We start from the raw sequence: 17,150 nt of genomic DNA on the forward strand, positions 1-17,150 counted from the left end.
GCTTGATCTCCGGTTTTAACTTACCACTTTAAAATCGCTCTTCATAGAGCCGGGCGTCGGCCAACCGTACCAGCGCATCGAGGTCCTGGCCCTCGTCGGGGTAGAGGGCGAACCCACCCCGGGCCCGGAGAGGGAGGTCCTCGACCCGGGCTTCGCGGATCCCCCGTCGCAGCCGGGAAAGGGCCCGCCGCGCCCCCTCCCTGCCCTCGACCCGGACCAAGACCGCGAACTCGTCGCCCCCCCAGCGGCCGACCGGCTCCCCCTCCCGCACCCCCTGGCGCAGCCTGCGGGCCACGGCGATCAACGCCCGGTCGCCAGCGGGGTGGCCGTAGCGGTCGTTGATCGTCTTGAACCCCACGAGGTCGAAGAGCAAGAGCGCGAAGGACCCACCCGCCTTGCGCTGGGCCTCGAACGCCAAGGCAAAGCCCCGCCGGTTCAAGAGCCCGGTCAGGGGATCGTGGTGCGCGGAAAAGTGGAGCGCCCGGTGCATCGCCGCCTCGTGGAGCATCGCCGCGGCCTGCAGCGCGAAGCCCTCGGCGATGCGGATCGAACGCGCGTCGAAGGCCCCCGTGTCGGTGAAGCTGTCGAGGTTCAGGGCCGCCAGGACCTCGCCGTCCTTGACGATCGGCACCAGCAGGTTCGCGCGCAGCTCGTGGACCCGGGAGGCGGCCTCGAAGGGCTCGGCGGCGGTGGCCATGGCCCGCTTGGGAATGTCGCGCCTGAGGATGCGCGCCTGCCCCTCCCGCCAGGCCGGTCCACCCCAGTTGGCCATGTCCGCCTCGCTGAAGGCATGCTCGGAGAGGGCCTCGAGGTCGAACCCCACCGCCGCCCGGAAGCGGAACACCCGCCCGTCGCGGACCAGCAAGCTGCCGGCCTCGGCGCCCGGGACGAGGTCCACCGCCGCGTCCATGAGCCGGGCGAAGAAACGATCGGGGTCCCCGCCGGGAAGCAGGCGCTCGAGCTCGAGCAACGTGCTCAGCCGGCTCGCCAGGTCCAGCCGGGCGAACTCGCTGGAAAGCGCCCGCGCCGTCCTTTCCAGGGCGCGGGCGTCGGTGCGCGTCCAGGTACGGCGGTCCCGGGTGCGGGCCGCGAGGATGTACCTTGGCCGCCGCTCCCGCCCGATGGGCAGCGCGGCCAGCGAACCCCGGGCCTGCTCGCCGCCGAGCGCGCCAGGGGCCCGGGCATAGGCCTCGACGTAGAGGGGCCGGGCGCTTTCGTAGACGCGCCAGATCAAACCCCGACCGTGGGAGAGGCCTTCACGTTCCCAGCGTGCCTCGGCCTCGCTGATCCGGCCCTCCTGGGCGAGGAAGTAAAAGCGTCCCCGGCGCCAGACCCAGACCCCGACGTTGTCCACCCCCAAGTAGTCGCGAAGCGCCTTGGAAAACGCCTGCGCCAACGCCTTGGGGGAGTCCGCCTCCCCCAGGGCGGCGAGCAGGTTGGAGAGCAAGCGGTGTTCTTGAACCAGGAAACGCTGGGCGAGCGCCTCGAGCTCATCCGCCAACACCGCGCGCTCGGGCCCGGAAAGCGGCCTGGAGAAGGTCAGCGACCCGAAGGGCTCGCCCTCGAGCACGAGCGGATACGCCTCCCCCGCGAGATCGGGATCGCCGATGACCTTGGTCCCCGCGGGACCAAAAAGCGCAAGGCGAAACGCGGCCCCCGGGAAAGGGACCCCTTTGAGCCAGGCGATGAGCGCAGCCTCCCAGCGCGGCAGACGAATGCCCTCAAGCGCGCCGTCCATCCACGCCAAGAAGCATACCAGCTAGCCGAAGCGGCCGGTGATGTAGGCCTCGGTGCGGGAATCCCGGGGGTTGGTGAAGAGCTTTTCCGTGCGGTCGAACTCGATGAGCCGGCCGTCGAGGAAGAACGCCGTGTAGTCGGAGACCCGCGCCGCCTGCTGCATGTTGTGGGTGACGATGACGATCGTCACCCGCGCCTTGAGCTGGGTCAGCAGGTCCTCGATGGACTGGGTGGAGACCGGATCCAACGCGCTGGTTGGCTCGTCCATCAAGAGCACCTCGGGCTCCACGGCCAGCGCCCTGGCGATCGAAAGGCGCTGCTGCTGCCCTCCGGAGAGCCCCGCCGCGGGGGCGCGCAGGCGATCCTTGACCTCGTCCCAGAGCGCCGCCGCACGCAGCGCCTCCTCGGCCACCCGCGCCAGGCGCTTTTTGTCCCGCACCCCGACGAGCTTCAACCCCGCGACCACGTTGTCGAAGATGCTCATCGTGGGAAACGGGGTGGGGCGCTGGAAGACCATGCCCACCCGCCGGCGCACGACGATCGGGTCCACGTCCGGGGCGTAGATGTTCTTCCCGTCGAGGAGGACCTCCCCCTCGACCCGCACCAGCGGGTTGAGGTCGTGCATGCGGTTCAGGGCCCGCAAAAAGGTGGTCTTGCCACACCCCGAGGGGCCGATCAGGGCGGTGATTTGCTTGTCGTAGACGGGCAGGCTGACCCGTTCCACGCCGGGTTTTTCCCCGTAGTAAACGCTTAAGTCCTTGGTCTCCATGCGCACGGGCTGGCTCACCGGGCACCTCCGGTCAGGCGTCGGGCCAAGAAACTCGTCAGCATGATCAAAAAGGCCAGCAGGAGCGAGGCCCCCCAGGCCTGCTGGTGCCAGGTGTCGTAGGGGCTGATCGCGTAGACGAAGATCTTGAGCGGTAGGGTGTCCATGGGCTCGAGGGGGTTGAAGGTCAGGTAAGGGTTGCCGAAAGCGGTGAAGAGCAACGGCGCGGCCTCCCCGGCGCCCCGCGCCAGGGCCAGCATCAGCCCGGTGAGCAGCCCGCCCCGCGCGGCCGGGGCGACCAGGCTGAGGATCACCCGCCAGCGCGGCAGCCCCAGCGCCAGCCCGGCCTCCCGCAGCTCCCAGGGGATCAGCTTCAACACCCCTTCGGTGGAGCGCACCACGATGGGAATCATCAACAAAGCCAGCGCCACCGAGCCCGAGAGGCCCGAGAAGTGTCCGAGGGGGCGCACCACCAGGACGAAGGCCACGAGCCCCATCAAGATCGCCGGCAGCCCGGCCATGACGTCCGCGACCAGCCGGAGCGGCGGGTTCAGGGGGTGCTCGGGGTACTCGGCGAGCAGGACCCCGCCGGCCAACCCAAAGATCGCGGCCAGGGCCAGGGCGATCAGGTCGACGATGAAGGTCCCCACGATCGCCGGCAACATGCCCCCGCCCACCTCGCCCGGGGGCTTCGGCCCCTGGGTGAAGAAGGCCAGGTTCAGCGCCCCGATGCCCTGGACGAAGACGTAGTAGAGGATGAAAAAGAGCGGCACCAAAACCAGCAGCGTGCCCAAAAAGACCAGGGCAAACATCGCCCGGTCGCGGAGCCTGCGGCGGGTGAGGTTCACCGCCGCCCTCCCATCCGGTTCATCCGGTTCAGCACCCAGGTCGCGGTGAGGTTGGTCGCCAGCGAGATCAAGAAGAGCAAAAAGCCCACCGCGATCAGCGCCGAGAGATGGAGGTCGTCGGAAGCCTCGGTGAACTCGTTGGCGATCAGGCTGGCCATCGTCGCCGCGGGGCCGAAGAGGGTGTAGGGGAGCTGCACGCTGTTGCCGATGAGCATCGTCACCGCCATCGTCTCCCCCAGCGCCCGGGCCAGGGCCAGCACCACGCCGGAAAAGATCCCCGCGCGGGCGTAGGGGATGACCGCGAGCCGGATCACCTCCCAGCGGGTGGCCCCGAGCGCGAACATCGCCTCCCGCTGCTCGGTGGGCACCAGGCTGAGCGCGTCCCGGGCGAGGGCGCTGGCGTAGGGCACGATCATCAAGGCCAGGACCAGCACCGCCGAAAAGAGCCCGATGCCGCTCGGCGGCCCGAGCAGGGGCAGCAGCTGGGGGGCATGGGTCGCCGCCCAGAGGTAGAGCGGGGCCTCGAGGCCAGCACGCACCGAAGGCACCAGGACGAAGAGCCCCCAGAGCCCGTAGACGACGCTGGGCAGCGCGGCGAGCAGGTCCACGAGGTAGGCCACCGGCCCCTTGAGCCAGCGCGGGGCCAGCTCGGAGACGAAGACCGCCGCCGCCAGCGCGGGGAAGAAGGCCAGCGCCAGGGCCAACGCGCTGGTGATCAGGGTGCCGAGGATCGCCGGCCAGGCCCCAAACTGCCCCCGGACCGCGTCCCAGCTCGTCCCCCGCACGAAGGTCCAAAAGCCGAAGGTCTCAAGGGCCAGCGCGCCGCCGCGGTAGAGCTCCCAGGCGATCAACAGCGCCGCCCCCACCACGCCCAGGGCCAAGAGCACCACGACCAGGGCGAACAGCCGGTCACCGATTCGCTGATAGAGCCAGTCGGGCATCACGCTCCCAAGGCAGGGGGCGGAGGCCGACGCCTCCGCCCGGCCGCTTACGAGTTTAGCGCAAGAGCGGCGCGCCCTCGTAGGTCAGGGACTTGAGGTTTTTTTCGGTGACCCGCACCGCGACCTCGGGCAGGGCGGCGTAGTGCAGCGGCTCGTTGTACTTCTGCCCGTCGTGGGTGACCCACCAGAGCAGCTTGGCCAGCGCCTGGGCCTCGTCCTTCGACTTGAACGCCTTGTTCTTGGCCATCTCGCGGTAGACGAGGATCCAGGTCATGCTCGAGATCGGGTAGCCGTCCGGGGCCGGGGTGTCGGTGAGGGAGACCCGAGCGTCCTCCGGGAAGTCCTTGAGGACCGCGGCGGCCTTCACGCTCGCTAGCGAGGGACGGATGAACTTGCCGGCGCGGTTTTGGATGGCCGCGAAGGCGATCTTGTTCTGCAAGGCGTAGATCAGCTCGGCGTAGCCGATCGAGCCGGGCACCTGCCGCACCAGGCCGGCGACGCCTTCGTTGCCCTTGCCCCCGAGGCCCACCGGCCAGGCCACGCTCTTACCAAAGCCCACCTTCTCCTTCCAGGCCGGGGAGACCTTGGTCAGGTACTCGGTGAAGATGTAGGTGGTCCCCGAACCGTCCGAGCGGTGCACGACGGTGATCGGAAGCGCCGGCAGGGCGACGCCGGGGTTGAGCGCCTTGAGCTTGGGGTCGTTCCAGGTCTTGATCTGGCCGAGGAAGATCTCCGCCAGCACGGGGCCGTTCAGCTTCAGCTCGGCCTCGACGCCGGGCAGGTTGTAGATCACCGCCACCGCGCCCAGCGCCGTGGGGACGTGCACCGGGTCGGTGCCGAAGCGCTTTTTGAACTCCGCGATCTTGGCGTCGGAGAGGGGCGCGTCGGAGGCCCCGAAGTGTACGGTCTGCTCGAAGAGCTGCCGGACGCCGCCGCCGGAGCCGATGGACTGGTAGTTGACCCGCACCCCGGTCAGCTTCTCGTACTCGGAAAAGTACTTTGCGTAGAGGGGGTAGGGGAAGGTCGCCCCCGCGCCGGTCAGGGTGATCGGCCGGGCGAAGGCCAGGGCGAACAGGCTTAGAACCGCAACGATCAGATACTTGCGCATGCCATCACCTCCGCTTCGAGCCTAGCCGGGCTGTGTCAGGCGAACGTCAGGAGACGAGCCGGCCGGTCAGCCAGTAGAAGACCCGCTCGGCGATGTTCTCCAGGTGGTCCCCCAACCGCTCGTAGCTGCGGGCCACCCGAAGCAGGGTCAGGGCCTTGGAAAGGGTGCGGGGGTCCTCCAGCATGTAGGTCAAGAGCTCCCGGGTGAGCTGCTCGTACATGTCGTCGACGTCCTCGTCGAGCTTGAGCACCCGGCGCGCGGCCTCGAGGTCCCGCTCCGCGACCGCCTTGGCCACCTCGTCGAGCATCTCCAAGAGCCGCTGGCCCACCTGGGGCAAGAGGACGTACTTCTTGAGCGGTGGCTCCTGGGCCAGGACCAGCGCATCCTCGGCGACGTGGGCGGCGTAGTCCCCGGCCCGCTCGAGGTCGGTGATCGCCTTCAGGATGGTGACGAAAAAGCGCAGGTCGCTGGCCACCGGCTGGTGGCGAGCGATCGCCGTGATCACCTCGTCCTCGATCGCCAGCTCCAGCTCATCGACCTCGCGGTCCTTCTTGATCACCCGCTCGGCGAGCTCCGCGTCCCCCTTGACCAGGGCCTCGGTGGCCTCGGCGGCCATCTCCCGGACCGCGGCGACCATCTCCAAAAACCGCGCGGTGATCCTTTGGATTTCTTGTTCCAACGCTTCGCGCATAACCGCTCCCTTCCCCACCTTATCCCGGAAGCCAGGCGGCCTCGGGCAAGCGAACGCCGAACGCGTTGCCGTGCTCGAGGGCCCGTCCGTAGGCCTCGCCCCCAAGGCGCCGCGCGATGCGCCGCACGATGGCGAGCCCGAGCCCCGACCCCCGCCGCTGGGCCGCAGCCGCACCCCGGGCACCGGGCAGGAAGAGGGGTTCGAACTCGGCCAGCGGCGGTCCTTGGTCCTGGACCTCGAGGTGGAGCACGCCCCCCTCCTCCACGCGTGCCACCAGCCGCACCGGCGGCCGGCCATGGGTGAAGGCGTTCTCGGTCAGGTTCAAGAGGATCTGAAAGATCGCGTCCCGGTCCACCCGCAGGCGAACGCGGCGATCCTCCCAGGCCATCGTCTGAGCCTGGGGAACGAGGCGAACCAGTCGCGGCCGGAGTTCGGCGAGGGGATACGGCGGCAGCAGGCTGGCGTGCTCACCGCTGGTGACGAGCCGCACGAGCCGCTCGACCTCGCTCTTGATCAGGGCCAGGACCTCGTCCCGCTCGGCCCCCTCGAGGTCGTCGAAGACCTCGAGCAGGCCGCGGATCGCGGTCACCGGGGTGCGCAGCTCGTGGCGCAGCTGATCGAGCTCAAGGCGCGGGTCCTCGGGGACCTCGAGCAAAAAGAGCGTCCCCGGGACCGCGCGGGCCTTAAGGCGCCGCCCGCGAACCTCGAGGTCGGCCTCGCCCCCGACCTCGGCCAGGCGCAGGAGCCGGCGGTCGCGCAGGGCGTGGATCAACGGCCGGCCCCGGACCTTTTCCGGCTCAACGCCAAGGAGCCTGGCCGCGGCGGGGTTGAGGTCCAAAACCCGGCCCTCCTCGAAGCGCACGATCCCCTCGAACGCCGCCTCGATCACCCCGGCTCGACCTCCAGAAAGCGGTAGCCCTGGCCGCGCACGGTCTCGATCCACGCCGGCCCGAGCTTCTCGCGTAGCTGGGCGACGTGCTGGTCCACGGTGCGCGGGGTGCCCAGGTAGTCCTCCCCCCAGACGCGATCGAGCAGCGCTTCGCGGGAAAAGACCTTCCCCGGCGCCGCGGCCAGGGTCGCCAGCAGGTCGAACTCCCGCCGGGTCAGGGTCAGCTCCCGACCGCCGAGGCGCACGCTGCGGGCCTCGAGGTCGATCTCCAAGTCCCCGAGCAAAAGCCGCCCGGCGCGGCCGGTGCGGCGCAAGAGAGCATGCAGCCGGGCGACGAGCTCGGCGAGGGAGTAGGGCTTGGGCATGTAGTCGTCGGCCCCGCCCATCAACCCGGCCACCCGGTCGGCCTCGGTCCCCTTGGCGGTGAGCATCAAGACCCCGAGCCGGCTTCCCCCCGGCGTTGCGCGCAGCTGCTCCAGCCAGCGCAGTCCGGACGCGTCGGGGAGCATCCAGTCGAGCACCACGACGTCGGCCTCCGGCCAGAGGTCCCAGGCCTCGGCGGCGGTCGTGGCCTCGAGGACCTCGAACCCGGCCTTTTTGAGCCCAGTACGCAGCGCGAACCGCACCGCGGGCTCGTCCTCCACCAGCAAAACCCGCGCCATGCCCCTCTTAGCTTAGGCGCCCCGGGTCAGAAAAACGTCATATAAAGAAGCATGCCCAAAGCACCCGTCTTTCTCCCCTTCGGCGCCACGCTCACCGTGACCGGGACCTGCCACATGGTGGCCTTTCGCGGCTACCGCCTGCTCCTGGACTGCGGCGCGTACCAGGGAGAGGTGGAGGCCAAGAACTACACCCCCTTCGGCTTCGACCCCACCAAGGTCGACGCGGTCGTCGTCACCCACGCCCACCTCGACCACATCGGCCGCCTGCCCCGACTGATGCGCCAGGGGTTCAAGGGCCGCGTCTACGCCACCCGGCCCACCGCGCTGTTGATGCGCCCGATCCTCGAGGACGCCCACAAGCTGCTGAAGGAAGAGAACAAGCGCCTGAGGCGAAAGGGTCTGCCCCAGGCCGAGCCGCTCTGGGAGCTTGAGGACATGAAGGAGGTCTTCCGGCGGCTCACCCTCATCCCCTACGACCTGCCCCAGCGCTTCGGGCCCTTCACCGTCACCCTGCAAAACGCCGGCCACCTTCCCGGCTCGGCCTTCATCGTCGTCGAGGCCGGTGACCACCGCCTGGTCTTCTCCGGCGACCTCGGCAACCGGCAAAAGGAGGTCCTCCCGGACCCCGACGACCCCCCGACGGCGACGCTGGTGGTCAGCGAGTCCACCTACGGCGACCGCCCCCACCGCCCCTTTCCCGCGACCCTCAAGGAGTTCGCCGAGGTCGTGGGGAAAACGCTCGCTCGCGGCGGCAAGGTGCTGATCCCCTCCTTTGCCATGGAACGCACCCAGGAGATCCTCTTCTACCTGCGCGAGTTCGAGGCCAACGGCCGCATCCCGGTGGCCCCGGTCTTCGTCGACTCCCCGCTGGCGACGCGCATCACCGAGGTCTATGAAAAGGTGAAGGAGGCCTTCTCCCAAAAGGTCCAGGCGCTCTACCGTGAGGGCATCGACCCCTTCCGCCCCGAGAAGCTGCGCTTCACCCCCGACGTCGAGGCCTCCAAGGCGCTCAACGACCTCGCCGGGCCAGCGACGATCATCGCCGGCAGCGGCATGCTCACCGGCGGCCGCATCCTGCACCACCTGCGCCACCACCTCGGTGATCCCCGTTCGGCGCTGCTCTTCGTCGGCTACCAGCCCCGGGGCGGGCTCGGCCACCGGCTGATCGAGGGGGCCAAGACGGTGACGATCCACGGCCACGAGATCCCGGTCCGCGCCGAGGTACACGCGCTCGGGGGCTTTTCCGGCCACGCCGGGCAGGACGAGCTCTTGGACTGGCTCAAGCACGAGACCGAGATCCTCCTGGTGCACGGCGAGCCCCAGGCGCAAAAGGCCCTGGCCGAAAGGCTCCGGGCTTTGGGGAAAAAGGCGACACTGGCGCGGTTCGCCACCCCCTACCCCTGGTGAGGCGGGGCGTTGAAGTTCAAAAAGAGCGCCGCGTCAAACGCCCCGCCCAGCCGAGACCAGGGCAGGACCCGCACCCCGGGAAGCTCGGCCAGCCCCCCTACGCGGTAGTCGCCGGCCTCGAGACGGCGCTCGACCTCCGGCAAGAGCGCCTTGGTGTAGACCGCGGCGAGCGGCTCCAAAAAGCCGTCGGGCCCCCGCACGACGACCCCCAGCGCGGTCCCCAGGTCCGCGAGCAGCCGGTTCCAGTAGGCCGGGGTGAGGTTTGGCAGATCGCAGGCCGCGACCGCGATGACCGGGTGGCGGGCGTGAACCAGGGCCGCGTGCAGGCCGGAGAGGCTGTCGCCGCCGGGGACGAGGTCGGGGTGGACCGGCAGGCCGAACTCCGGATAAGGGCGGTTGGCGACGATGAAGCGCTCGTCGGCCTCCCTCAGGCTGTCGAGGACGTGCTGCATGAGCGGCTTGCCGCGCCAGACGAACCGGGCCTTGTCCTTGCCAAAGCGACGCGAGCGCCCCCCGGCGAGGACCGCCCCGCTCCACCTCACCGCGGCACCTCGGCCCGCACGCGCGTCCCCTTTCCCGGGGCGCTTTCGATGAAGAGCCGGCCCCCACGGGCCACGATGCGCTCTTGCATCTGGGTCAGGCCGAAGTGGCCCGCTCCCACCCGGGTGGGGTCGAAGCCCACCCCGTCGTCGGCGACATCGAGCCGGGCCCCACCGCTTTCCGTGGCCGAGAGGCGCACCCGAACCCGCGCCGCCCTGGCGTGCTTGGCCACGTTGTTCAGGGCTTCCTGCAGCACCCGAAAGAGCGCGAGCTCGCTGGCCTGGCTCAAGCTGGGCGCGCCCTCGACCTCGAAGCTCAGGCGGAACCCGGCCTGTTCGGCGAAGGCGTCGGCGTAACGCCGCAGGGACTCGACGAAGCCATAGCGCTCGAGGTCCACCGGCCGGAGCGCGAAGATCGAGCGGCGCACCTCGCGGATCTGCGCCCGAAGCGTGGCCTGCACCTTTTGGATCTCCTCCCTCGCGCGCTTCGGATCCCGCTCCCAGAGCCGCAGCGCCAGGTCCAGCTTGAGGGCCATGAAGGCCAGCGCCTGGGCCAGGCCGTCGTGGATCTCCCGGGCGATCCGGGTGCGCTCCTCGTGGATCGCGAGGGCCTCCGCCCGCAGGTAGGCCTGGGCGTTGCGCACCGCCAGCGTCACCTGCGAGGCCAAGAGCTTCAAGAAGGGCAGGCGCTGACGCAGCCGCTCGTGCTCGCCGGAGACCACCAGCACCCCCACCGGGTCGCTGTCGCCGAGGGGCACCGCAAGCCGACCTGGAGCGATGAAGACCGGCTTTTTCAGCGCCTCCCGCCAGGCCCCCTGGGGCACGAAGAGCTCCGGACGGGGGCGCTCGCCGCGGCTCGCCCAAAGCCGCAGGGCCCCGCCCTCGTCGAGCAAAAAGACCACGCCGCCGTCGGCGTCGGCCCAGGTCACGATCTTGTTCAGGAGGCGATCGAGCAGGCGCTCGAGGTTGGCCTCGGCGCGCAGGGCCTCGTCGACCTGGACCAGGGTGAGGAGGTCCCGGGTGCGGTGCTCGGCGGCCTCCAGGATCGCGTCCACCTCCCCGGCCACCACCCGCAGGAACTCGGGATCGGCCTCGCCGAGAAAGCACAGCCGCCCCCCGGTTCGGGGCAGCCGCACGCTGACCACCCCGGCCTGGGAGCAGCCCCCCGAGGGAAAACCGGCGCTGGCGTAGCGGTACTCCCCGACCTGGATCGCGGCCTCCCCCTTGAGCCCCTGGCGCAGGGCCTCGACCAGCGCCCGCATGGCCTCATCGAGGTTCTCCGCCTCGATCGCGCTGTGCACGACGTTGCGCAGGATGGCCAGCCGCTCGTAGGCGATGAGCAGGTCGCGCTCGACCGCGGCCCGCTCGCTGAGCTCGTCGGCGATCCAGTCGAGGACCAGGTAGACCGCGATCGGGCCGAGCAAGGCGTAGAACCCGAGCGCCAGCCAGAAGGCGAACTCCCCCACCCGCAGGGGTCGCAAACCGAGCTCGAAGAGAACCACGAAGAGCGCCAGCAACGGGGGCAGGTAGCGCTTGGCCAGCCGCACCCGGCGGGCGAGCTCCTCGAAGTTGGGGCTAGGTCTCCTCATACGCGCCCCGTCGCATCGCCCAGCGGCCCTGCCGGATCAGGCCCCAGAGCAAGGAGAGCTCTCCCTCGCTGGGGGCGGCCCGGTGGATCACCCGGCGAAACGCGCGCATCACGTGGGGGAGCCGGCGTTCGTCGGTGTAGCCGATCTCCAGCAAATGGCGCGCCAGGTCCTGGAAGAAGGCCTCGCGCTGGGTCGCGGCCGCGGGGGTGGGGGGAGGGCCGGCCCCGGCCTCGGTGACGAAGAGCTCGTAGGCCATCAGCAACACCGCCTGGGCCAGGTTCAGGCTCTTGAAGGTCGAGGTGGGGATGCGCACCACGAACTGGGCGCGGTCGAGCTCGGCGTTGGTCAGGCCGGAGCGCTCGCGGCCGAAGACCAGGGCCACCTCCTGCCCGGCCTCGGCCGCGGCGCGGAGGAAGGGGGCCACCGCCCGGGGGGCGGTGGGCTCGCCGGGGTACTCCTCCCGGGCCCGGGCGGTGGTCGCCGCCACCCAGTGCACGCCCTCGAGGGCGGCGTCCAGGTCCGCCACCGTGCGCGCGCGCTCGAGCACGTCGCGCGCCCCCACCGCGAACTTGTAGGCCTCCTCGGTGAGCGGGGTCTCGGGCGCGACGAGGTAGAGGGCATCCAACCCGAAGTTCTTCATCGCCCGGGCCACCATGCCGATGTTCCCGGCCTGCTGCGGCCCGACGAGGACGACGCGTACCCCCACGCCCCCATCATACGCGTTGCGCCAGGAACTTCCCGGCGCAACGCGAGGTTTTTGCCTTAGTAATCGATCAAATAGCGCGCAAGGCTGCGCACCGCGAAGCCGGTCGCCCCGGCCGGCCCGAGCTCCCAGGGCCTTTCCAGAAACGCCGGCCCGGCGATGTCCAGGTGGGCGAAGGGGTCGCGCACGAACTCGGCGAGGAAGAGCGCCGCCTGGATCGAGCCCCCGAGCCGGTCCCCGACGTTGGCGATGTCCGCGACCTGGCTCTCCAGCTTCTTGCGGTAGGCCTTCTCCAGGGGCATCGGCCAGAGGGTCTCCCCTTCGGCGGCGCCGGCCGCGCGCAGCGCCGTGCCCAGCCGGTCCTCGGTGGCGTAGAGGGCGGCAATACGCTCGCCGAGGGCGACCCGCGCGGCGCCGGTGAGGGTGGCGACGCTGATCACCGCGTCGGGGGCCTCGCGGCCGGCGTACCAGAGCGCGTCGGCGAGGACCAGCCGCCCCTCGGCGTCGGTGTTCTTGACCTCGACGGTCTTGCCGCTCATCGTGCGCACGACCTCGTCGACGACGTAGGCCTGGCCGCTGATCTTATTCTCCGCCGCGGCGACGAAGGCGTGGACCTCGAGCCCGGGCCGGGCCTCGGCGACCGCGCGCATCGCGCCCAGCACCGCCGCCGCGCCGGCCATGTCGGCCTTCATGCCGCGCATCGCGTCCTGGGGCTTGAGGGAGTAGCCGCCGGTGTCGAAGCAAATCCCCTTCCCCACCAGGGCGACCTTGGCCCGGGGCTTCTCCTCGGGCCGGTAGACCAGGTGGATGAAGCGCGGGGGGTTGGCCGAGCCGCGCCCCACCGCAAGGATCGCGCCCATGCCCAGGGCCTCCATCTCTTCGGGGCCGAAGACCTCGAGCTCGAGGCCGTAGGCCTCGGCCAGCTCGCGGGCGGCCTGGGCCATCGCCTCCGGGGTCAGGGCGTTGGGGGGCTCGTTGACCAGGTCACGGGCGTAGTGGGTCGCCTCCGCCATGCGCACCGCGGCCTCCACCGCCCGGCCCCGCCCGCGGGCGATCCAGAACCGCACCTTGCGCGGCTTGGCCCCGCTCTTGTAGCGGGAAAAGTCGTAGCTGCCGAGGTATAGCCCCTCGGCCAGGGCGTAGCTGGCCGCCTCCTTACCGAGCTTTTCGGAAAAGAAGGTTTCCACCGCGGCCTCGCGAAACCCCAGCTTTTTCACCTCTTTGGCCACCACGCCGCCGAGGCGGCGAACCCGGTCGGCGTCGAGGTGCCGCTTCGAACCCAGGCCCACGAGCAGCACCGGGGCCTCGGGGAGCTCGAGGTAGCGAACCTCTCCTTCTTCGCCGCGAAACTTGGTGCGCTTGAGGTAGCGGCCGAGCGCGCCATCCAGCCGCTGATCGAGCATCGCGGCGGCCTCCGTGAGCTGGCCCGAGACCACCCCCACCGCCTGGATTTGCGCCTTAAGTTCGGTGATCGGACGTCTTGCTGCGCGAATCTCAATCTTCATAACGTGTCTAGGCTAAGCCGCCGGGCTCGACAAACGCAAGCCGGCCTGCGAGAATGGAGGGCGTGAAGGTTCCTCAGATCGGTGGCAGCGCAGCCCTCGAAGGCGTGATGATGAAGGCCCCCGGCGCCTGGGCGCTGGCGGTTCGCCTGCCCAGCGGCGAGATCCACGTCGAGCGGCACGAGGAGCGCGCCGCTTGGAAGACCAAGCCCTGGGCCAAATGGCCCTTGATTCGTGGGGTCCTGGCCCTCTTGGATGCCCTTTCCGTCTCCTATCAGGCGCTGATGCGCAGCGCGCAGCTGGTCGAGGGGGACGAGGCACCGATCTCCAAGGCCGCCCTCTACACCACCCTGGCCACCTCGACGGCGGTCGCCATCCTGTTTTTTATCGTGCTTCCAGCCTTCATCTCCGGATTTTTTACCGACGCCAAGGCCAACCCCGTCCTCTACAACGGGGTGGCCGGGCTCCTCAAGGCCGGCCTCTTGATCGGCTACCTCAGCTTCCTGCGCCGGTTTGCCGAGACGCGTCGCTTCTTCATGTACCACGGCGCCGAGCACAAGGCGATCCACGCCTTCGAAAAGGGGCTCCCCCTGACCGTGGCCAACGTCCGCGCCCAGCCCCGGTTCCATCCCCGTTGCGGCACCACCTTCATCGCCTTCGTGATCCTGGCCTCGATCCTCGTCTATTCCTTCCTGCCCCACGCGGAGATCCTCTGGTGGCGGCTTCTCGGGCGGGTCCTGCTCTTGCCGCTGGTTGCCGGGGTGGCCTTCGAGCTGCTCTACTTCTCCGCCCGTCACGAGGATCCCATCTCCAGGGCGCTTCGCGCCTTCGGGTTCTGGTTCCAGGGCCTGACCGTCGACGAGCCCGACGACGCCATGATCGAGGTCGCGATCAAGAGCACCGAGGCCGCGGTCGGCGAGACCGCACCCCGGGCGATGGTCGCGTAGTCCAAGGCGGAGGATGGCGGCGAAGGTCGTCCTCGGGCTCTCCGGCGGGGTGGACTCGGCGGTGGCTGCGTTGCGGCTCAAGGAGGCCGGCCACGAGGTGCTCGGGGTGATGCTCAAGCTCGAGGCCGGCGAGGCCGAGAACTCCTGCTGCAACACCGCGGCCCAGGCCCGTGCCGCCGAGGTCGCCCGGCGGCTTGGCATCCCCTTCGTCGTCCTCGAGGCCGAGGCCGACTTCAAGAACGCGGTGATTGCCCCCTACCTCGCCGGGCACGCCGCGGGGAAGACCCCAAACCCCTGCGTCGCCTGCAATCCCTTCGTCAAGCTCGGGAGGCTGCTCGCGCTCGCGGATCGCATCGGGGCGGCCTTCATCGCCACCGGGCACTACTTGAGGCGCGAGGGGGACCGGTTCTTCCGCGGCCGGGACGCGCGAAAGGATCAGAGCTACTTCCTCTGGCAGGTGCCCCGAGAGGTCCTGGCGAGAACCCTCTTCCCCCTAGGGCCGCTGACCAAACCGGAGGTGCGGGCGATCGCGGAGGCCGCCGACCTGGCCGTGGCCAGGACCCCGGAGAGCCAGAACCTCTGCTTCGTGGAGAACGACCCCAAGGGCTTCCTCACCCGCCACCTGGCGCCCCGGCCGGGCCCGGTCGTCGACGTGACCAGCGGGGAGGTCGTCGGCGAACATCAGGGCGCGGTCCTGTACACGGTCGGCCAGAAGCGCGGCCTCGGCCTGTTCCAGAGCCACCGGGTGCGCTACGTGGTCCGCGTGGACCCCGAGGCCAACGTGGTCTACGTCGGCCCGCGGGAGGCCGCGACCTGGTGGGCGATGCGGGTAGGCAAAACGAACCGCATCGCCCCTCGCTGGCCGGAGCGGGTCACGGTCCAGGTGCGCTACCGCGCCCGCCCCGTTCCCGCCCGCCTGGAGGCCCAGGGCGACGCGCTCGTCGTGCGCTTTTTCGAGCCGGTCTTCGCGGTCACCCCCGGACAGTCCGCAGTCTTCTACGACGGCGACGAGCTCCTGGGCGGCGGCGAGATCATCGCGGCGATGGAAAGTCTCCTAGAAAGGCCGGCCGCGTGAAGGCGGCCTCGCCCAGGGCGCGGTAGACCGCGTAGGCAGCCCAGACCTTGGCCAGGTATTCCCTTGGTTCGTCCCGGGGCTGAAAGCGTAAGAAGTCCCAAAAATCCGGGTGGCGGCGAAGCACCCGGCGCACGTAGCCGGGTCCGCCGTTGTAGGCGATGATCGCCAGCCTGAGGTCTCCGTCGAAGGCATCGATCAGGGTGCGCAGGTAGTCAGCGGCAAAGCGGGCGCTGGCCGCGGGGTCGAAGGGATCCGCGGCCCCTTCCCCCAGCCGGCGGGCCACCTCCTGCCAGGTCGCGGGGGTGAACTGGAAGAGCCCACTGGCCCCGGTGGGGCTTACCGCCTGGGCGTCGAAGGCAGACTCGACGCGCATCAGCGCAAAGAGCAGGGCGGGGTCCAGGCCGTAGGCCCGGGCGGCGTCCAGAACGGCCCCCGCGTAGGGCGTGGCCCAAGCCAACCGCCCCCCGGCCTGGGCCGCGGTGTGCGGGTCGCCCAGGGCAAAGAGCACCCAGCCCCAGGCCCGCCGAGCCTCCCCCTTCGCGGCGAAGAAGCGCACCCGGGCCTCACCGAGGGCCCAGTCTGGCTTGCCCAAAGCGAGGAGCCGGCGCACCAGGCCGAGCCCTTCGGGAGGCCCTGGCAGGGGGGGCAGGGTGAGTGGGGGAAGGGGCTTGCCCGCAAGCAGACCGAGCCCTCCGGAGAGCCGCGCCCAGGCCGCCTGTTGCTCGGCCCGGTCCCCCATCCGGCCGGCGAGCACCCAGGCCCTGAGCGCCGCGTCATCGGAGAGGCGGCTTGCCTGCCGGGCCACCTCAAGGTAGAGCGCGACGGCCCGTTCAGGGTCGCTGGGCTCCAAGAGCCCGGCGGCGCGAAAGCGTCCCCGGGGCCCGGCCTTCAGGAAGGCCGCGATCGCGGCCTGCACATCTCCCAAACGCAGGTACAGCTCGCCCGCGTTCCAGGCGTCCCCGAGCCGCAGGTAGCGCGCGAGCGCGGCCTTGGGCCGCCCGATCCGCCGCTCAATCTCGGCCCGAAGCCGCTCGGCGGGGGCGTCGTTCCGGCCCTTGAGCAGGGCCAGGGCCCGCCTTGGCTTGCCGAGCTGGATCCAGGCCCGGGCCTTCAAGAGGGGATCCTCGAGGTAGAAAAGCACGACGTTCGCCTCCCCGGCGTCGAGGAGGACGCGTCGGGCCACCGGACTCTTGGGTGCAAGCCGCTTCATCGCGGCCTTCGCCGCCTCCCGGGGCCAAAGGCGTCGCCAGACGCGGGCGGCCTCGTCCCAGGCCCCGAGCGCCTCCAGCCGGCGGGCCAGGCGCGCGGGGTCCGCGTCATGGGTCAGGCGCCGCCAGCGTTCCAGATACCGGCGGCGATCGGAGCGGCTGAGTCGGGGCGCCTCCGAAAGGCGCCAGGCGGCCAGGGCCGCCGCGTAGTCCTCGCCCTTGGCGATCCGGGCCAGGACCTCGACGTCTTCCTCATCCAGCGCCCGGAGCAGCTCACCGTAAGGCGCGGGCCAGGCCAGCTCCGGGATGGCGCGGCGCGACCAAAGGCCCAGCCCCAACACGAGGAGGATCGCCGCGACCAGCCACAGATGCCAGCGCACACCCCCACCCTACTGGACAAACGGTGAAAGAGGATTTAGCATGGTGGGCGGTTGGGGCCGTGGCGCAGTTGGGAGCGCGCCTGAATCGCACTCAGGAGGTCAGGGGTTCAAATCCCCTCGGCTCCACCAAGCGGCGGGGCGGCCAAGGGCCGCCCCGC

At 70.3% G+C, this 17,150-nt stretch carries 16 protein-coding genes and 1 tRNA gene; 4 read left to right on the plus strand and 13 right to left on the minus strand.

Features of this window, described 5'->3' with window-relative positions:
* Positions 1-28: 28 nt before the first annotated feature.
* Genes ACZ48Y_RS05195 through ACZ48Y_RS05230 form a run of 8 tightly spaced genes read right to left on the minus strand, consistent with a single transcriptional unit; the run spans position 29 to position 7,642 of the window.
* Positions 29-1,738, minus strand: a complete 1,710-nt coding sequence (locus ACZ48Y_RS05195) for a diguanylate cyclase domain-containing protein (RefSeq protein ID WP_464739418.1) — start codon at positions 1,736-1,738, stop codon at positions 29-31.
* A 21-nt stretch (positions 1,739-1,759) separates the two neighbouring features.
* Complete coding sequence (pstB, locus tag ACZ48Y_RS05200; RefSeq protein ID WP_464742826.1) at positions 1,760-2,506, minus strand: phosphate ABC transporter ATP-binding protein PstB; 747 nt, start codon at positions 2,504-2,506, stop codon at positions 1,760-1,762.
* 14 nt (positions 2,507-2,520) lie between these two features.
* Positions 2,521-3,351 carry a phosphate ABC transporter permease PstA gene (gene pstA / locus ACZ48Y_RS05205; RefSeq protein ID WP_464739419.1) on the minus strand — a complete coding sequence of 277 codons (831 nt, stop codon included), beginning with the start codon at positions 3,349-3,351 and terminating at the stop codon, positions 2,521-2,523.
* Positions 3,348-4,292, minus strand: a complete 945-nt coding sequence (gene pstC, locus ACZ48Y_RS05210; protein WP_464739421.1) for a phosphate ABC transporter permease subunit PstC — start codon at positions 4,290-4,292, stop codon at positions 3,348-3,350. The genes pstA and pstC overlap by 4 nt, the downstream gene beginning before the upstream one ends.
* A gap of 55 nt (positions 4,293-4,347) precedes the next feature.
* Complete coding sequence (pstS, locus tag ACZ48Y_RS05215; protein WP_464739423.1) at positions 4,348-5,400, minus strand: phosphate ABC transporter substrate-binding protein PstS; 1,053 nt, start codon at positions 5,398-5,400, stop codon at positions 4,348-4,350.
* Between the two features lie 46 nt (positions 5,401-5,446).
* Positions 5,447-6,091 carry a phosphate signaling complex protein PhoU gene (gene phoU / locus ACZ48Y_RS05220; protein ID WP_464739424.1) on the minus strand — a complete coding sequence of 215 codons (645 nt, stop codon included), beginning with the start codon at positions 6,089-6,091 and terminating at the stop codon, positions 5,447-5,449.
* A 19-nt stretch (positions 6,092-6,110) separates the two neighbouring features.
* Positions 6,111-6,980, minus strand: coding sequence for a sensor histidine kinase (locus ACZ48Y_RS05225; protein WP_464739425.1), 870 nt, complete (start codon positions 6,978-6,980; stop codon positions 6,111-6,113).
* Entirely contained in the window at positions 6,977-7,642 is a 666-nt protein-coding gene (locus tag ACZ48Y_RS05230; protein WP_464739427.1) for a response regulator transcription factor, read from the minus strand. Before ACZ48Y_RS05230 ends, ACZ48Y_RS05225 begins: the two co-directional genes overlap by 4 nt.
* A 51-nt stretch (positions 7,643-7,693) precedes the next feature.
* Here ACZ48Y_RS05230 and ACZ48Y_RS05235 point away from each other — a divergent pair, with 51 nt between their 5' ends.
* On the plus strand, positions 7,694-9,049 hold the full coding sequence (locus ACZ48Y_RS05235) for an MBL fold metallo-hydrolase (RefSeq protein ID WP_464739429.1): 1,356 nt from the start codon (positions 7,694-7,696) through the stop codon (positions 9,047-9,049).
* Here the strand turns inward: ACZ48Y_RS05235 and mobA are convergent.
* The 4 genes from mobA to ACZ48Y_RS05255 are packed head-to-tail and all read right to left on the minus strand — an operon-like array spanning position 9,037 to position 13,385.
* Positions 9,037-9,591: a molybdenum cofactor guanylyltransferase gene (gene mobA / locus ACZ48Y_RS05240; RefSeq protein WP_464739430.1), complete on the minus strand. Its 555-nt coding sequence runs from the start codon at positions 9,589-9,591 to the stop codon at positions 9,037-9,039. The genes ACZ48Y_RS05235 and mobA overlap by 13 nt on opposite strands.
* Positions 9,588-11,177 (minus strand): sensor histidine kinase, encoded by a 1,590-nt coding sequence (locus ACZ48Y_RS05245; RefSeq protein ID WP_464739432.1) that lies wholly within the window; start codon positions 11,175-11,177, stop codon positions 9,588-9,590. Before ACZ48Y_RS05245 ends, mobA begins: the two co-directional genes overlap by 4 nt.
* The gene (locus ACZ48Y_RS05250) at positions 11,164-11,883 is read right to left on the minus strand and encodes an RNA methyltransferase (protein WP_464739433.1); all 720 of its coding nucleotides are present in this window, start codon (positions 11,881-11,883) and stop codon (positions 11,164-11,166) included. Before ACZ48Y_RS05250 ends, ACZ48Y_RS05245 begins: the two co-directional genes overlap by 14 nt.
* Before the next feature lie 56 nt (positions 11,884-11,939).
* Entirely contained in the window at positions 11,940-13,385 is a 1,446-nt protein-coding gene (locus ACZ48Y_RS05255; RefSeq protein ID WP_464739435.1) for a leucyl aminopeptidase, read from the minus strand.
* A 107-nt stretch (positions 13,386-13,492) separates the two neighbouring features.
* Between ACZ48Y_RS05255 and ACZ48Y_RS05260 the strand changes: the two genes are divergently transcribed.
* Together ACZ48Y_RS05260 and mnmA are read left to right on the plus strand one after the other, a co-directional pair.
* The gene (locus ACZ48Y_RS05260) at positions 13,493-14,329 is read left to right on the plus strand and encodes a DUF1385 domain-containing protein (protein ID WP_464742828.1); all 837 of its coding nucleotides are present in this window, start codon (positions 13,493-13,495) and stop codon (positions 14,327-14,329) included.
* A gap of 13 nt (positions 14,330-14,342) precedes the next feature.
* Positions 14,343-15,404: a tRNA 2-thiouridine(34) synthase MnmA gene (gene mnmA / locus ACZ48Y_RS05265; protein ID WP_464739437.1), complete on the plus strand. Its 1,062-nt coding sequence runs from the start codon at positions 14,343-14,345 to the stop codon at positions 15,402-15,404.
* On the opposite strand, the gene ACZ48Y_RS05270 is transcribed toward mnmA, so the two are convergent.
* Entirely contained in the window at positions 15,361-16,992 is a 1,632-nt protein-coding gene (locus tag ACZ48Y_RS05270; RefSeq protein WP_464739438.1) for a lytic transglycosylase domain-containing protein, read from the minus strand. The two genes, mnmA and ACZ48Y_RS05270, sit on opposite strands and share 44 nt — an antisense overlap.
* Before the next feature lie 53 nt (positions 16,993-17,045).
* Between ACZ48Y_RS05270 and ACZ48Y_RS05275 the strand changes: the two genes are divergently transcribed.
* Positions 17,046-17,121, plus strand: a tRNA-Ala gene (locus tag ACZ48Y_RS05275).
* Positions 17,122-17,150 lie beyond the last annotated feature (29 nt).

The sequence above is a fragment of the Rhabdothermus arcticus genome, from assembly GCF_055382915.1.

Bases quoted from the DNA above. Each gene is read 5' to 3' on its own strand.
- ACZ48Y_RS05235 (WP_464739429.1), top strand. From the start codon at position 7,694: ATGCCCAAAGCACCCGTCTTTCTCCCCTTCGGCGCCACGCTCACCGTG.
- phoU (WP_464739424.1), bottom strand. From the start codon at position 6,091: ATGCGCGAAGCGTTGGAACAAGAAATCCAAAGGATCACCGCGCGGTTT.
- ACZ48Y_RS05245 (WP_464739432.1), bottom strand. From the start codon at position 11,177: ATGAGGAGACCTAGCCCCAACTTCGAGGAGCTCGCCCGCCGGGTGCGG.
- mnmA (WP_464739437.1), top strand. From the start codon at position 14,343: ATGGCGGCGAAGGTCGTCCTCGGGCTCTCCGGCGGGGTGGACTCGGCG.
- ACZ48Y_RS05255 (WP_464739435.1), bottom strand. From the start codon at position 13,385: ATGAAGATTGAGATTCGCGCAGCAAGACGTCCGATCACCGAACTTAAG.
- pstC (WP_464739421.1), bottom strand. From the start codon at position 4,292: ATGCCCGACTGGCTCTATCAGCGAATCGGTGACCGGCTGTTCGCCCTG.
- pstB (WP_464742826.1), bottom strand. From the start codon at position 2,506: ATGGAGACCAAGGACTTAAGCGTTTACTACGGGGAAAAACCCGGCGTG.
- ACZ48Y_RS05195 (WP_464739418.1), bottom strand. From the start codon at position 1,738: ATGGACGGCGCGCTTGAGGGCATTCGTCTGCCGCGCTGGGAGGCTGCG.
- ACZ48Y_RS05230 (WP_464739427.1), bottom strand. From the start codon at position 7,642: ATGGCGCGGGTTTTGCTGGTGGAGGACGAGCCCGCGGTGCGGTTCGCG.
- ACZ48Y_RS05260 (WP_464742828.1), top strand. From the start codon at position 13,493: ATGATGAAGGCCCCCGGCGCCTGGGCGCTGGCGGTTCGCCTGCCCAGC.
- pstS (WP_464739423.1), bottom strand. From the start codon at position 5,400: ATGCGCAAGTATCTGATCGTTGCGGTTCTAAGCCTGTTCGCCCTGGCC.